This window comes from Enterococcus faecium (genome assembly GCF_029023785.1).
Taxonomy (GTDB): Bacteria; Bacillota; Bacilli; order Lactobacillales; family Enterococcaceae; genus Enterococcus_B; species Enterococcus_B faecium.
Genome location: NZ_CP118955.1, coordinates 612,468 through 625,851, shown reverse-complemented (window position 1 = coordinate 625,851; position 13,384 = coordinate 612,468). Strand labels below are relative to the sequence as shown.

General features: G+C 38.0%; 16 protein-coding genes. 7 read left to right on the top strand and 9 right to left on the bottom strand.

From position 1 onward, the window contains the following. Positions 1-57 precede the first annotated feature (57 nt). Complete coding sequence (locus PYW34_RS02905) at positions 58-927, top strand: Cof-type HAD-IIB family hydrolase (RefSeq protein ID WP_002287072.1); 870 nt, start codon at positions 58-60, stop codon at positions 925-927. A 25-nt stretch (positions 928-952) separates the two neighbouring features. Then, complete coding sequence (locus PYW34_RS02900) at positions 953-1,468, top strand: LURP-one-related/scramblase family protein (RefSeq protein ID WP_002287073.1); 516 nt, start codon at positions 953-955, stop codon at positions 1,466-1,468. A gap of 46 nt (positions 1,469-1,514) precedes the next feature. Here PYW34_RS02900 and PYW34_RS02895 read toward each other — a convergent pair whose 3' ends face one another. The 4 genes from PYW34_RS02895 to PYW34_RS02880 all read right to left on the bottom strand — a co-directional run bounded on the left by PYW34_RS02895 (position 1,515) and on the right by PYW34_RS02880 (position 3,374). Beyond that, on the bottom strand, positions 1,515-2,078 hold the full coding sequence (locus PYW34_RS02895; protein ID WP_002293816.1) for a GNAT family N-acetyltransferase: 564 nt from the start codon (positions 2,076-2,078) through the stop codon (positions 1,515-1,517). Positions 2,079-2,132: 54 nt separating this feature from the next. Then, positions 2,133-2,312, bottom strand: a complete 180-nt coding sequence (locus PYW34_RS02890; protein ID WP_002291570.1) for a hypothetical protein — start codon at positions 2,310-2,312, stop codon at positions 2,133-2,135. Between the two features lie 76 nt (positions 2,313-2,388). Continuing rightward, positions 2,389-2,898, bottom strand: a complete 510-nt coding sequence (locus PYW34_RS02885) for a hypothetical protein (RefSeq protein WP_002287075.1) — start codon at positions 2,896-2,898, stop codon at positions 2,389-2,391. A gap of 95 nt (positions 2,899-2,993) precedes the next feature. Further along, the gene (locus tag PYW34_RS02880; protein WP_002287076.1) at positions 2,994-3,374 is read right to left on the bottom strand and encodes a VOC family protein; all 381 of its coding nucleotides are present in this window, start codon (positions 3,372-3,374) and stop codon (positions 2,994-2,996) included. A 329-nt stretch (positions 3,375-3,703) separates the two neighbouring features. On the opposite strand from PYW34_RS02880, the gene pnuC reads away from it, so the two are divergent. Beyond that, entirely contained in the window at positions 3,704-4,453 is a 750-nt protein-coding gene (gene pnuC, locus PYW34_RS02875; protein ID WP_002287078.1) for a nicotinamide riboside transporter PnuC, read from the top strand. A gap of 183 nt (positions 4,454-4,636) precedes the next feature. Here pnuC and PYW34_RS02870 read toward each other — a convergent pair whose 3' ends face one another. From PYW34_RS02870 to PYW34_RS02855, 4 genes are all read right to left on the bottom strand, one after another. Continuing rightward, a complete protein-coding gene (locus PYW34_RS02870; protein WP_002287080.1) occupies positions 4,637-5,914 on the bottom strand; it encodes a hypothetical protein in 1,278 nt (425 codons plus the stop codon). Positions 5,915-5,992: 78 nt separating this feature from the next. Next, a complete protein-coding gene (pcp, locus tag PYW34_RS02865) occupies positions 5,993-6,637 on the bottom strand; it encodes a pyroglutamyl-peptidase I (RefSeq protein ID WP_002287081.1) in 645 nt (214 codons plus the stop codon). A 198-nt stretch (positions 6,638-6,835) separates the two neighbouring features. Beyond that, positions 6,836-7,780: a DUF979 domain-containing protein gene (locus PYW34_RS02860; RefSeq protein ID WP_002287082.1), complete on the bottom strand. Its 945-nt coding sequence runs from the start codon at positions 7,778-7,780 to the stop codon at positions 6,836-6,838. 1 nt (position 7,781) lies between these two features. Beyond that, complete coding sequence (locus PYW34_RS02855) at positions 7,782-8,468, bottom strand: DUF969 domain-containing protein (RefSeq protein WP_002287083.1); 687 nt, start codon at positions 8,466-8,468, stop codon at positions 7,782-7,784. Between the two features lie 473 nt (positions 8,469-8,941). On the opposite strand from PYW34_RS02855, the gene PYW34_RS02850 reads away from it, so the two are divergent. The 3 genes from PYW34_RS02850 to PYW34_RS02840 all read left to right on the top strand — a co-directional run bounded on the left by PYW34_RS02850 (position 8,942) and on the right by PYW34_RS02840 (position 11,091). After that, complete coding sequence (locus PYW34_RS02850; protein WP_002287086.1) at positions 8,942-9,262, top strand: DMT family transporter; 321 nt, start codon at positions 8,942-8,944, stop codon at positions 9,260-9,262. Positions 9,263-9,415: 153 nt separating this feature from the next. Next, a complete protein-coding gene (locus PYW34_RS02845; RefSeq protein ID WP_002287087.1) occupies positions 9,416-10,321 on the top strand; it encodes an ABC transporter ATP-binding protein in 906 nt (301 codons plus the stop codon). Further along, on the top strand, positions 10,318-11,091 hold the full coding sequence (locus tag PYW34_RS02840; protein WP_002287088.1) for an ABC transporter permease subunit: 774 nt from the start codon (positions 10,318-10,320) through the stop codon (positions 11,089-11,091). Before PYW34_RS02845 ends, PYW34_RS02840 begins: the two co-directional genes overlap by 4 nt. A gap of 180 nt (positions 11,092-11,271) precedes the next feature. On the opposite strand, the gene PYW34_RS02835 is transcribed toward PYW34_RS02840, so the two are convergent. After that, positions 11,272-12,696, bottom strand: coding sequence for a basic amino acid/polyamine antiporter (locus tag PYW34_RS02835; protein ID WP_002328510.1), 1,425 nt, complete (start codon positions 12,694-12,696; stop codon positions 11,272-11,274). Positions 12,697-12,906: 210 nt separating this feature from the next. Between PYW34_RS02835 and nrdI the strand changes: the two genes are divergently transcribed. Beyond that, the gene (gene nrdI, locus PYW34_RS02830; protein ID WP_002287091.1) at positions 12,907-13,353 is read left to right on the top strand and encodes a class Ib ribonucleoside-diphosphate reductase assembly flavoprotein NrdI; all 447 of its coding nucleotides are present in this window, start codon (positions 12,907-12,909) and stop codon (positions 13,351-13,353) included. Positions 13,354-13,384: the final 31 nt, after the last annotated feature.

The following is a 13,384-nucleotide window of genomic DNA, read 5'->3' as shown; positions in this document are numbered from 1 at the left end:
AGCACTTGATTAATATGGTAAACTAGGAACAAGAAGCAGAAAGGAACGATAATCATTATGATCAAATTAATTGCATCAGATATGGACGGCACATTATTAGATGCCCATATGAGTGTTTCTCCTGAAAATGCCGAGGCGATACGTTTTGCAAATGATGCCGGTGTTGAGTTCATGGTCGCTACTGGTCGAAACTATCAAGAAGCTCGCGCAGCTTTAGATGAGGTAGGAATCGATTGTGCGATGATCACTTTGAACGGGGCACAGGTATTTGATAAAGAAGGAAATTCATTGTTTACCGTGTCGATTCCAAATAATCAAGCAATCTCTGTTTTAGATATTCTAGATGCTAACGGTATTTACTATGAAGTAGCAACCAACGATGGTCTTTATTCTGAAAATCAAGCGAAACGAATTGAAAGTTTTGCTTCCATGGTGGCTACCCATTTACCTCACCTTACGTATAAAATGGCGATTGCCATGGCCTCAGCTAAGCTGGAGTTATTGCACATCACATACGTGGACAGTATTCGTGCTATTTTGGAAGAAAAGAATCTGGAAGTTTTAAAAATTATTTGTTTTCATACAGAAGGGCCAGCTGTATTAGGTCCAGTTGGAAAGCAGATTTCTCTTTTAGGCGATCTAGCCGTTACTTCCTCTGGTCAAAACAATATCGAAGTGAACCATAAAAACGCTCAAAAAGGAATTGCTGTTGCCCATGTCGCTCACGAGCGTGGGATTTCTTTAGAAGAAGTCATGACGATTGGCGATAACTTCAATGATGTCAGCATGCTGCAAGTAGCAGGAGTCAGTTTCGCAATGGGAAATGCAGAAATCGAAGTAAAAGATTATGCCAAATATACAACGGACACAAACCTTGAATCTGGCGTAGGAAAAGCCATATTGCGCGCGATTGCAGAAGACTTGTAGTTTTATCTAGAAAAGAGGGATATAGATGTCAGAATTTTTCATTCAGGAAAAGCAGCTTGGACGTGCAACTCGGACAATTGTCAAAAACGAAAAAGGACATTCCCTGTTTTTGATGGTTGGTCGCTGGGGAACAAAGGGCGATGCATTGTCTCTTTATGCCATGAATGGCGATCTCGTTGCTCACATCAAGCAGATAAGCCTGACATTCGGTACGCGTTTTGAGCTGTATAAAGAGTTCGAAAAGGTGGGAACCATGCAGAAAATATTCAATTGGCCCGGTGACTTTTATTATATTCGTAGACTTCACTGGACAGTCCAAGGTGATATCTATAATCATCAATATCAAATCCATCATTTCAATCAGCAAATCATGAAAATGGATAAAGCAACACTTTTTTCAGGAGATTACTATGTATTGGATGTCTCAAATGATGAAGATGCTCCAGTTTGTATTTGTATTGCTGCGGTTTTAGATTACTGGCTCTACCGTAAAGACAAAAGTCGCGATAAGCCTGTTTCTTACCGACTTAACTTAAGTTAAAAAGATGTACCTGAAATGCGGAAATACGCATTTCAGGTACATCTTTTTAGATATTCTTTTGCATATGATCATAAAGATGACCACTGATCATCCGCTGACCGACAACTTTGAAGTCATGGCGTTCGTATAATTTTTTAGCCTTTGGATTTTTTTCATCCACACTTAGACCGATGACGGAGCGATTAGCTTTCTTCGCCAATTTAGGTAATGCTTCTAATAATCGCGAACCGATGCCTTGTCCTCTAAAATCTTCTGATACACTGATAGAGTCCAAATACCATTCGTTGGGAAACGTTTCTTTATCAATGAACAAACGTGTAGACGCATCTAGCTGATATTTCTCTAAGATAGGTACCAGTGGCTGATCGATGATTGATTCTTCTTCATCTGTATAACCGTAAGCAACTCCTGCAACTTTACCGTCTATTTCTTCTACGATACCTCGTGAATAACTGTAACGATAATTTGGATCAGTGATTGCTTCTTCTAAAATCTCTAAAGTCTTTTGTTCCCCTGTCTGCTTCAAAAATGGCAGTTCCATATCTTTTAGAATCACTAAGATCAATGGGGCGATTTCTGGAGCATCTTCTTTTCTCGCAAAACGAATCATAGTTTCCTCTCCTTTTCTCCATTCTAACATGCAGAAAAAGAAATCGCAAAATCGTTATTTTAAAAAATCTTCAATCTTTTCAGTAATGAAATAACCATGAGTAACGATTCTTGCCGCTTCAGTTCGGCAATAAGGGCAGACGACTGGCATTTCTTTATCATTATGTTCGACTACATTATTGACTTCTTCGTATGCAAATTTTTTTCCGCAATTAGGGCATTTCATTTTTTCCATGTTATCTCAACTTCCTTTCATCTTTACTCTCTTAGCTTACTCTTATATTGTAAAAAAGAGAAGCAATATCCTTCTTCTATGCAGATATCCATACCTGACGGTCCTGTTCTCCATCTATTAATCGGACTTTATAATAAGGACGTTCATCTTTGACTAGAAGTGTCCACTCTTTCACTTTTGCTTTTTTCCCGTAGTAGCTGACTGCTTCCTTCATCGCTGCTTGCGGTTGTTTGAATTCTTCCGTTTTTTCTATATCAAAAAGATGTTCTGCGGCCTTTTCCGTGTCATTTCGTACGGTTGTTTTCCCAGTGGATGGATTGACTGCTATGACTTGTCCTTCACAAAAAAACTGGTATTCATATGTTGCATTCGTAGGATTCTCCAAATCTTTTTCAACTGCAAAATGAATAGCAGATATGTTATGTTCTTTTGTTTCGTTTTTTACGATTGCTGCTGCTTTTTTCAATGAGATCCGATATTCCTGGTCACTAATATCATCCATGTGAAAAGCGGCATTGAGCAGTCCCGTCATACCGGTAATCCCTATTACGATGAGGGCAGCAACACCAAACATCATTTTTTTCATTCTTCATTCTCCTGTTTCTTTTTTTTAAAGAATATCAAGAAATGAACGAATGAAAAATCGAATGAAACGAAAAAAAAGTGACAATTTTGTTATCTTTATTCGTGCAGTTCTAATGGCAATCCGTCTGGATCAAAGAAAAACGTCATTTTTTTTCCTGTAAAGGTATCTTCTCTAATCGGTTCTGATTCGATCCCTAAGGACTGCAATTCTGCAATTGTTTCTTCAATATCGTCTACTTTGAAAGCAAGATGACGCAAGCCACAAGCTTCTGGATAGTTTGGTCGTTGTGGCGCATTAGCAATTCCAAAAATCTCCAATTCAGCACTTCCTAGTTTCAGATCTAATTTATAGTCATCTCGTTCTTTGCGGTAATTTTCTCTGATTACTTCAAATCCTAATTTATTAACATAAAAATCACGTGATTTCTGATAATCTGAAACAATGATGGCTATATGATGGATCGTTGTAAGGTTCATATGAGCACTCCTATTCTTCGTTTAAGCTCGGATCTATATTAATCTCCAGTTCCATTGTAAATGTGTCAGATTGAAAAAAATAGCTGTTTTTCCTTTTTATAAGAAAAAAGGAAAAAAAAACAGAAAGTAGGTCCTCCAAGACACTCTTCCTGTTCCCAATATAATAAATGAAAGTAAGAAATTATATTTTCAAGAAAACAAACAGAAAATTATCATAACACAAATTATTTATAATTGAAAGACTAGTTTTTTTTCAAGAAAAGCATACAATAGATTGTGTTAGTAAATACAGAACACACTACATTTAGTGTCTTAAGGAGTCCTCATACATGAAGTCATATTTTCAGTTTTTAGCTCATCAGCTAAAAGGCTGGCCGCAACAAAATTATTATCTTTTCTTTTTCAGTCTTGGCTGCCAGGTCATGACTCTTGTCAATAGTCCCATCACTTGGCTGTCCGTTATTACATTTATCGGTACCACGCTTGGTGTATTGTGTATTTTATCCATCAATGCGGCAAAATCAGTCAACGGTATTTTAGGTATTTTGTCTGCGATTTGTTTTATTATCGTTGGGTTTTCAGCAAAGAACTATTTAAGTATCGGTGAACAGATTGCTTATATGATCACATTGGATATCCCCGTATTGTTAAGTAAAGAATGGAATCATAATATGGCTTCAAAAATCCGAAAATTCACTGGAAAAAGCTGGTTTATCGCAATCATCAGTACTTTCCTTGTCTATCTTGTTTCAGGATTCCTGATTGGTCGTTATACAGATGATCCTCGGCCGTGGGTAGATGCCATTGCTTTTTCTATTAGCTTGACTGCTGGTATCATCAGTTTCTTGCGTTACAACAACCAATATTACTGGTGGTTAGCTTCAGGGCTTGCTCAAATGGTCCTTTGGTATATTTCATTTACGCATGGATCTGCAAGTTTGGCGATGTTCGTGAACAGCTCTGTTTACTTGCTGAATGATGTCCTTGCATTTACCGTTTCACCTTGGTATAACCAAAAAGAACGTGAACGTATGCAAAAAATGGAAGAAGAATACTACAACGCACAACAACACGCATAAAAAAACTGAGCGTGGGACAAAAGTAAAGAACACTTTTGTCTCACGCTCTAAACACGTATAAACGGCGGAATCAGAAGCAACTCCTTCGGAAATAAGCTGAAATTCACAAAAATTTGAAAAGCAATTTTCGTGAATTTCTTCTTATTTCTTGGAGTTAAACTCTTCTGTCCCAGCCTCTATTTTTTATAGTAATTCCTTCAGATACTTTCTTGCCTCATCATTGAAACGCAGTGATTCTTCTAACTTCTGATAATATTCCAACGCTTGTTTCTGAGCTTCAGTAAAACGATAATGTTTTCCTTTCCATTTGTCGATTGTCTCTTGCACATTTCCAGATTGGATATCTTTCACTACTAGTTGCCATTTTTCTTTTGAGACTGTACGGTCTTTCTTATCAGCAGATTGTATAGCTTCTCGTTCTTTACGCAATACTTTTAAAAAACCATTTCTGACTATCCGAGGAATGCTGTCGAAGAACCCTTCTGTAAAACCATAGCGACAATATTGCTTCCAAATAAATAGATAGATTTTTGGTTGGATGAATCGTTGGTTTTTCGCAAAATATTCCATCTGAGCAGTGACTTCTGGTGTTCGTTGACGTTTTGTCTTTCTCAACACGGAAATAAATGTTTCAAAATAAGCATTAGGATGTACTGGCACTTCTTCATATACGATGGATTGCCAATCTTTACGTAAAAATGCGCGATAGTTGATCAAGAATTCTTCTACATCCTTTACTAATTCTTCTGCAAAGTCGTCAAATAGTTCTTTTTTTATCTGTCGCTTTTTTGACTGCCCATTGATGTGTTCACTTATTTTCTTGATTTCATTTTCCAATGCTTGATAATCCGCTATGTAAATCGGCATTTCTACTTGGCGAAATTCTGCGAGCCGCTGAGCTAATTTTATATCCGGTAAATATGGCTGTTTCATCCGACGATTTTGGTACAAGACAAAACAGTATTTTTGCCATAGTCCTTCAGGAAAATCGATATTCTTCTGCTTAAGCCATAATAATTCGTCTAAGGCCAGATCAACTTTTGTCATTCCCTGATGGATCGAAGCTGCCACTGTCGGAGAGACATGCAGGTGATCGGCAAAGTGGTTGATGCCTAGTTTTAGGATCTTTCCGGTTTTTGGCGATTTAACGATGTATTGCACTTTTAATTCTCTACCACACTCACAATACAATTTTTGCTGGCTTCGTTTTGTTCGAAAAAACGGATTGATCTTGAAGTCAGAAAACACCCAATCTGTTGCAGCTAAATAATGTTCTTCCATAAAACGAGAGCTGATTAGATATCGGCGGTGCTTATCGACTAGTTCCCGCTGTTTTTTCGTTAATTTTGCATAGATCTCCCAACGTTGACTGCTTGTGTATTGTTTAGAAATTTTGATGGGATAGCTTTTGCTGATTTCTTTTGGAAACCATTCTTCAAAGACGGATTGCCATTCTTCCACGGCTGTTTCTTTCCTTTCTAATTACAAAAAGCTGGCTACTAACATAACGTTAGCAACCAGCCAGTGTTTCTTGCTAAATTAGTGAGTTGTTCCGGCATTTCCGGAAATATCTTCTTTATTTTCTACTGCTGCTTCAACTGCATAAGTCAAAGAAGAAGCAATGTCTTCTAAAGACATAGAAGGCGTACCCACTGGACGATCGATCACTTGATCGGGTGAGAATGGCACGTGGATGAACCCACCTCGAATTGCCGGGAATTGTGTTTCGATCAAATGAAGCAAACGATACATGATATCATTGCAGACAAATGTTCCTGCTGTATAAGAGATGTACGCTGGTAGACCATGATCTTGTACATTTTTTGTCATTGCTTTGATTGGCAATGAGGTAAAGTAAGCGGCTGGACCGTTTTCTTCTAAAGCCGTATCGAATGGCTGATTTCCTTCATTATCAGGGATTCTTGCTTCTGCTAGATTGATTGCGACACGTTCGAACGAGACTGCTGACCGCCCACCTGCTTGTCCGACACAGATCACGACATCTGGTTGGTGCTGTTGGATGGCTTCTTTGACTACTTGACTGCTTTTTTCGAATACGGTCGGTACTTCCACTTTGATGATTTCAGCACCGCTGATTTCATCTGGCATTTTTTTTACTGCTTCATAGGCTGGATTCACTTTGTCCCCACCAAATGGATCAAAACCTGTTACTAGTACTTTCATCTGTTGTTCCTCCGTCCGATTGATTTAACATATGGTTATCTTTTATCATACCATTTTCCTTGAACAGCGTAAATAAAGGAAACAATAGTTTAAATAACATAACAGATCAAACTTAATATATTCTTATAAAAAAATAGTGTTCCACTACAATGTTAGAAGAGGTTGCGACAATTATTCTGTCACAACCCCTCTCTTCTATTATTTAAATAGAATCATATAAGCAATTTGGAAAACTAGCATAAATAACGCAATAAACAACTGGTTTTTGATCACTCCGTATTTGTCTTTCATCTCCAGCATCGCTACAGGCACGATATTGAAGTTAGCAGCCATCGGTGTCAGCAGGGTCCCACAAAAACCGCAAGTCAATGCAACCATTCCTATTAACGCTGGATTCGCTCCATGACTAAATACGAATGGTGCACCGATCCCAACCGTCATCACGGTGATGGCCGCAAATGCATTCCCCATGATTACCGTAAATATCACCATGCCAAGAGCGTAAATGATGATGCCGATGTTCACATTTCCTTCTGGAACGATCGTACCTACTGCATTGGAAATCACTGTCCCAACTCCAGCGCTTGTAAATACCGCACCTAGAGAAGCTAAAAGCATTGGCAACATGCTTAACGGCCCTACTGTGCCCAGCATATCTGCTGCATCATCTAAAAATGTACTTGGTCGATTATCTCGAGAAAAGAACATCAAGATTAGCATGGCTGCAAAAACACCGACGCCCACGCCGACTAAAGCACCTAAATTGGTAAATAGAGCAAACAAGATCGCAAAGACACCGATACTCAAAGCTGGAATAAAAATTTTCATTCCTAGTTTGTCTGACATTTTTTCCATATATTCTTTTGATGGAAGCCGGCTTTCTCCTTTGCTGACTTTCTTAGCAATTGCTGGTATGGTCATCGCAAAGATCAAGCCACCGTTCACGATTGCCGGAAGCCATCTTCCTCCTGCAATAACTACCCCTAAGACCGTCCAGAAAAAGGCTGACCCATAACGATGAGGATTGGTTTTATCTGTTAAATTTCTTACTCCAGTGTAAATCAATACGAGTCCCATCACGATATAAAGGATCTCCAGTAATTTATCGCCTAATAAAATATCAGGATTTGTAAAAAAGTCCATCTTATTGCCCCTTTCCTGGATAATATTTCTTCGCTAATTTCTTTTCTTTAAGATAGAAGTAGACACTTGCCACAACTAAAGCCGTGATAGCCACTGGAACTTCCACTAAAGCAAGCTGTCCCAATGTTACGTCATATCCTAGATCTTTCAGTGTTGATTGGACTAGCAACGCCCCTGCTCCTCCGATGAATAGTACTTGGCCAAAGAACCAGCAGACATTTTCCATAGCTGAAGCCATACCTTTTAGTTCTTCTTCATGCTTAGGATGGACTTCTAACCCTTTTGATTCGATGGTCCCCAATGCCATCGGTAAAATGATTGGACGAACAAATCCAGCAACTCCACCAAAACTCACGTTAAAAGCCGCAAAGATCATTCGAAAGATCCCATAAATATCTACAATCATACCAGCAGATACTTTCTTGAATCGCTTGATCAAGGAAGCCGCTGATTCTTTCAGACCATTTCTTTCAAGCGTTCCTGTTGCCAACATAATGATGATAAAAATCGCCATCCCGCGATTGTTTACAAAACTTGTACCTAAAAGTTCTAACATTCCTTGAATGCCAAGACCGCCAGTCAAAGCTGTAACAACTAAAGCAACCATTACGATCAATATCGAGTCTAATTTAAATGCAAACCCGAGAATAACAATCAAGACGCCTAAAAGGCTAAGATAATTTTCCATATATTTTCCTCCATAAAATGACAATATTTTTTTAATTATAAAGCAAAACACATAAAAAATATAGTTGTTTTCTCACGAAATAGACACTATTTTTAAATATTTTTCGTTATTTTTTTATCACAAAAATTATCTTACTTATTGTAAGGTAAAGCTTTTTTTAATTTATTGCCCGATAATATATAGAAATAAGGTCTAGTTACTGTTTTTTTTAAATGATTAATAAATAACAACTTCTTTCTATGAAATTGCAAAGCATTCATCTTCTTTTCCGCTAACGATATATCCGTCAGTGCTTGGTACACTTTACTAAAAAGTATGAGATTGCCGATATCTGGATAGGTGTGCTATACTACAGAAAAAGATATACGATCTGCCACCGGGTAGGATAAAGAGGATGATCATTCCATTAGGTCTTTGAAGGGATGATTTTCCTCTTTTTGTGTATTTTTTTATAGTTAAGGAGGAATGTAAGTATGGCATGGATGGAATTAATCATAGCAGGAATTTTGGAAGTATTCTGGTCAACGATGATGAAATGGAGTGATGGTTTTTCTAAAATCAATTATTCTTTTTACACAGTGATTGGCATGATTGCTAGTTTTTACTTTTTGTCAAAGGCAATCAAAAGTTTGCCGATGAGTCTCTCTTATCCTATCTGGACAGGGATTGGCGCAGTTGGTTCGGTCATAATTGGTGTGGTCTTGTTTCATGATAAGCTGAATCTTTCCACTTGGTTCTTTGTGGGGATGCTACTCATCAGTATCATTGGCATCAAGATTACTAGCGGCCACTAGACACTTGGAATAAGTACTGATCAGAAAAAATAAGCCTTTTTATTTAATATTCAATTTTTTTATGAAAAAATAAGAAATAAGTCCAATGACCTAGCGACTTCTCCACTCATCAGGTGTATGCTTGTACTATCTATAGAAAAGGAGTGAATATTTTTGAAAAGTCTTTCGGTCCAAGAATTATCCAAGAACTTTGGTCACAAACAAGCCCTCAGCGATGTCAGTTTTAGCTTATCCCCTGGCAAAATCGTTGGATTAGTAGGTCCTAATGGCGCTGGAAAAACAACGATCATGAAAGCTATTTTAGGACTGATCCATTACTCAGATGGAACAATCTGTATTGGTGAAAATGAGATTTCTCCCTCTAGTCATAAAGGGTTGGAACAAGTAGGAGCATTGATCGAATACCCGGGTATCTATCCATTCTTAACAGGCTATGATCATCTGAAGTTATTCTCTGAAACCAACGATGTATCTGCTATCGACACTATCGTGAATCAGCTCAAGATGGAAAAGTACATTCACAAAAAAGCGAAATCCTACTCGTTGGGAATGAAACAAAAATTGGGAATTGCTCTTGCCTTACTGAACCATCCGTCTATCGTTATTTTAGATGAGCCGATGAACGGTTTGGATCCACAAGCAACAAGAGATGTGCGAAAAATCATTACCGACTTGGCTACTCAGGGCACCTCTTTCTTGATCTCCAGTCACTTACTCAGCGAGCTTGAAAAAATGGTCGATGAGCTGATCCTGATCAATCAAGGAAAGATCATCAAACAATGTACAATGGCTGAATTGAACCAAACAGCGCAAGATTTCATCGTTATCTCTACAACAAATGATCTAGCTGCTCGAACGATCTTGACAGAAGCTGGATATACTTTGGAAGATCCTGATAAAATCAAGCTTTTAAAAGAAAACGAAGAATTATTAGGAACCGTGATCCAGCTATTGTCTGCACAAAATATCCATGTGACAGACGTCCAGCATCTGACGAATGATTTGGAATCTTCTCTATTGGAAATTCTGGATTCAGTAAAGGGGGAAGAAGAAAAATGACATTGCTTGTAAAACAAGAATTATTTAAATTGATCAAGAAAAAGTCAACTGCTGTTTTATCTGTTCTATTAGTTGTTTTGCTCATAGGAACAGCACTTCTAGCCAAAAAATACACGACGATCATTGATCCAGTTGAAATGACTGCTCAGCTTTTTAGTGCCACATCTTGGATTGTCTTTATCATGATTGCAGCTGCAAGCACGATCATTTCGATGGAAGCACAATATGGTACATTGAAAAATCTCCTTTATCGAAAGTATTCTCGAGGAGAAATATTAGTAAGCAAATGGATCACATTAGTTATTTATTCTGTTTATTTATACCTTTTAGCTATTATTGTCACTGTGTTGATGAAACTGATTCTTTTCCCTTCGATTTCCTTCACGGAGAAGGTTTCTACTGGTCAAACACTGATCCAAAGCTTGTTCACTTATACTTTGGGTAGTTATATCGGTTTATGGCTGATTTTAAGTTTAGTGTTGATGATTGCTTGCTTTATCAATAGTTCCGGTGCATCCATCTCAGCAGGAATCGTCTTTTATTTTGCTTCGTCAATCATATCTGGTATCCTTATTGCACTCATCCAAAAATGGGAGTGGATCAAATGGAATCCGATCAGTATGTTGAATCTGCAAAACCAAATTGGAAACGAAGAGATCATGAAGCAATTGACTCATCTTTCTACTAATCAAATGCTATTCGGTAATTTAGCTTACATCGTTTTGTTCTTAGCATTAGGATATCTCGTATTTAAGCGAAAAAATGTATGATGACTCATCAAAAAAGAGGCTGTGAAAGAGACGTTCAGCCTTATTGCCGATTGGCTGTCTCTTAAACACCGTTTATTCTGAAAAAGGAGCTGTGACAACATTTGTGTCACAGCTCCTTTCCTAGTATGTTTTTGAATAAACGACAGGCTCACAACCTCTCTTTATACTTCTTTTATACTTCTATACGTGAAGCATCCCAGTGGCAAATAAAACCATTGCAATCACTCCGACCATCGTCACACCTATAAGTAAAATCTTATCTAAGTGGATATGTCGTACAGGCTCGTTTTGCTCCTTACGTGCTTTGAGGTAAAAATAAATGCCTGGCAAGAAAAGAACAAGAACAAGCATTACTTCATTAAAGGCTACGACTAGCATAGCCCATACTTGAAAGGCACTTGCTAAAAGCCCTACTAAAAATTGGACCCATTCTTTCCGCTGATAAGAAAGTTTCATTTGGTACAATCCTAAGAAAAGCCACGTGAAGAAAATAGCTGCTGTACCAAGTGTGTAAGCAAAGTTATAAGCACTGTCAGTGAATAATAATGAAAGTAAAAAGACATTCGTACATAACGTCGTCAATACGATAGCATAAGTTGGTGCCCCATTTTTGTTGAGTTTTCCCCATGCTTTAGGCAAAAGTCCGTCTTCAGCCATGTTTCCCATTGTTTCAATCGGTAAGATCGTCCATGAGAGCCAAACACCAACTAAAGAAATGATCAAACCGCCGTTGATCACGACTGCTCCCCATTTACCAACCATCATTTCAAACACATAGCCCATAGCAGGCTGCGCCTTGATCGTTTGCAGCTGATTCATCGTCATTGTCCCATATGGAAGCATGGAAACCAAGACGTAAATAATAATCAAGCCGAATATCCCTAGAATCGTTGCTTTCCCAACATCTGATTGTTTTTTTGCTCGTGAACCTACGACAGAGGCTCCTTCAATACCAACAAATACCCAAAGCATCACCATGATGCAACTCAATACTTGACTGGAAAACGGGATCGGCTGTCCATTCGCATTCAATATAATGTCGCTAGAAAAGTTATCAATGAATTGTTGGATCGAAAACGTGCTGATAGCTACTACAATAAATAAAAATAATGGCACTAATTTACAGAATGTGACGATAGCATTGACGAAACTAGCATTTTCGACTCCCCGATTCACTAGCCATGCATATCCCCATAAAAAGACTGTACTCATCACGATCGATGCCAGATTTTGCCCACCTTCAAATACTGGGAAGAAATATCCTAATGCGCTCATCAACAATGTTGCAAAAGCTACGTTGCCTAACCAGCATGTGAGCCAGTAACCCCAACCGCTGATAAAACCAGCGAAACGGCCAAAACCTTCTTCTGCGTAACTAAAGATCCCGCCTTTTAAATCTGGACGTTTTTTATTGATATTATTGATCGACAAGGAGAGCATCAACATTGCTGTTCCTACGAGTACCCAACTGAAAATAGCTGGGCCGCCAGCCGATCCGGAGATGTCCGTCATAATACCAAATACGCCACCTCCAATCGCTGAACCAATTACTAAGGCAGCAAGTGGAATTAAACCAATTCCTTTTTTCTGTTGCTCTGTATCCATGTAAGCATCCTCCAAAATAAAACCGCTTTTATCAAAAAGTATAACAAACCTTTTTTATTTTTACTTAATTAATAAAAACTTTAATAGAAATATAATTCTACCGGCTTTTTTCTCATTATACAAGCAAAGCGCCTAGTCCCTTTCCAAATTACACCACCAAAAAACTTAAAAAAGATGCTATACTAAAAGGAAAGAATTGGAGGATGATCCATGAACATTTTATATATATCGATTTCAGGAAATACGCGTGCCTTTGCCAAACATCTAGCAGAATATGCTGAAAAAATGCATGCAGAAGATCCTGTCAATCCTGAAGTTACTTTAAAAGAAATCCATGAAAATAGTGATTTTACGAAAGAAACAGAACCATTTTTTACTTTCGTTCCTACTTATTTAGACGGCGGAAATGGTTTAGATAACGGTGATACAGAAATCTTGACCGAAACGATGCGTGAATATCTGGAACATGAAGACAATCATAAACTTTGTCTTGGTGTAGTCGGTAGCGGAAATAAAAACTTCAATAATCAGTATTGTCTAACAGCCAAACAATATGCACAAACATTTGGCTTTCCTTTCTTGGCAGATTATGAATTACGGGGAACACCATCTGATGTGACACGAATTTATCAGATTTTAGCAGAAAACAATAAATAATAAAAAAGAAGAAGCTGAAAAATAGATTTCA

What these genes read in the sequence shown, in the direction of transcription:
- PYW34_RS02850 (WP_002287086.1), top strand. Translation starts at nt 8,942, where the DNA reads ATGGCATGGATGGAATTAATCATAGCAGGAATTTTGGAAGTATTCTGG.
- PYW34_RS02860 (WP_002287082.1), bottom strand. Translation starts at nt 7,780, where the DNA reads ATGGACTTTTTTACAAATCCTGATATTTTATTAGGCGATAAATTACTG.
- PYW34_RS02855 (WP_002287083.1), bottom strand. Translation starts at nt 8,468, where the DNA reads ATGGAAAATTATCTTAGCCTTTTAGGCGTCTTGATTGTTATTCTCGGG.
- pnuC (WP_002287078.1), top strand. Translation starts at nt 3,704, where the DNA reads ATGAAGTCATATTTTCAGTTTTTAGCTCATCAGCTAAAAGGCTGGCCG.
- nrdI (WP_002287091.1), top strand. Translation starts at nt 12,907, where the DNA reads ATGAACATTTTATATATATCGATTTCAGGAAATACGCGTGCCTTTGCC.
- PYW34_RS02905 (WP_002287072.1), top strand. Translation starts at nt 58, where the DNA reads ATGATCAAATTAATTGCATCAGATATGGACGGCACATTATTAGATGCC.
- pcp (WP_002287081.1), bottom strand. Translation starts at nt 6,637, where the DNA reads ATGAAAGTACTAGTAACAGGTTTTGATCCATTTGGTGGGGACAAAGTG.
- PYW34_RS02840 (WP_002287088.1), top strand. Translation starts at nt 10,318, where the DNA reads ATGACATTGCTTGTAAAACAAGAATTATTTAAATTGATCAAGAAAAAG.
- PYW34_RS02895 (WP_002293816.1), bottom strand. Translation starts at nt 2,078, where the DNA reads ATGATTCGTTTTGCGAGAAAAGAAGATGCTCCAGAAATCGCCCCATTG.
- PYW34_RS02900 (WP_002287073.1), top strand. Translation starts at nt 953, where the DNA reads ATGTCAGAATTTTTCATTCAGGAAAAGCAGCTTGGACGTGCAACTCGG.
- PYW34_RS02880 (WP_002287076.1), bottom strand. Translation starts at nt 3,374, where the DNA reads ATGAACCTTACAACGATCCATCATATAGCCATCATTGTTTCAGATTAT.
- PYW34_RS02835 (WP_002328510.1), bottom strand. Translation starts at nt 12,696, where the DNA reads ATGGATACAGAGCAACAGAAAAAAGGAATTGGTTTAATTCCACTTGCT.
- PYW34_RS02890 (WP_002291570.1), bottom strand. Translation starts at nt 2,312, where the DNA reads ATGGAAAAAATGAAATGCCCTAATTGCGGAAAAAAATTTGCATACGAA.
- PYW34_RS02885 (WP_002287075.1), bottom strand. Translation starts at nt 2,898, where the DNA reads ATGAAAAAAATGATGTTTGGTGTTGCTGCCCTCATCGTAATAGGGATT.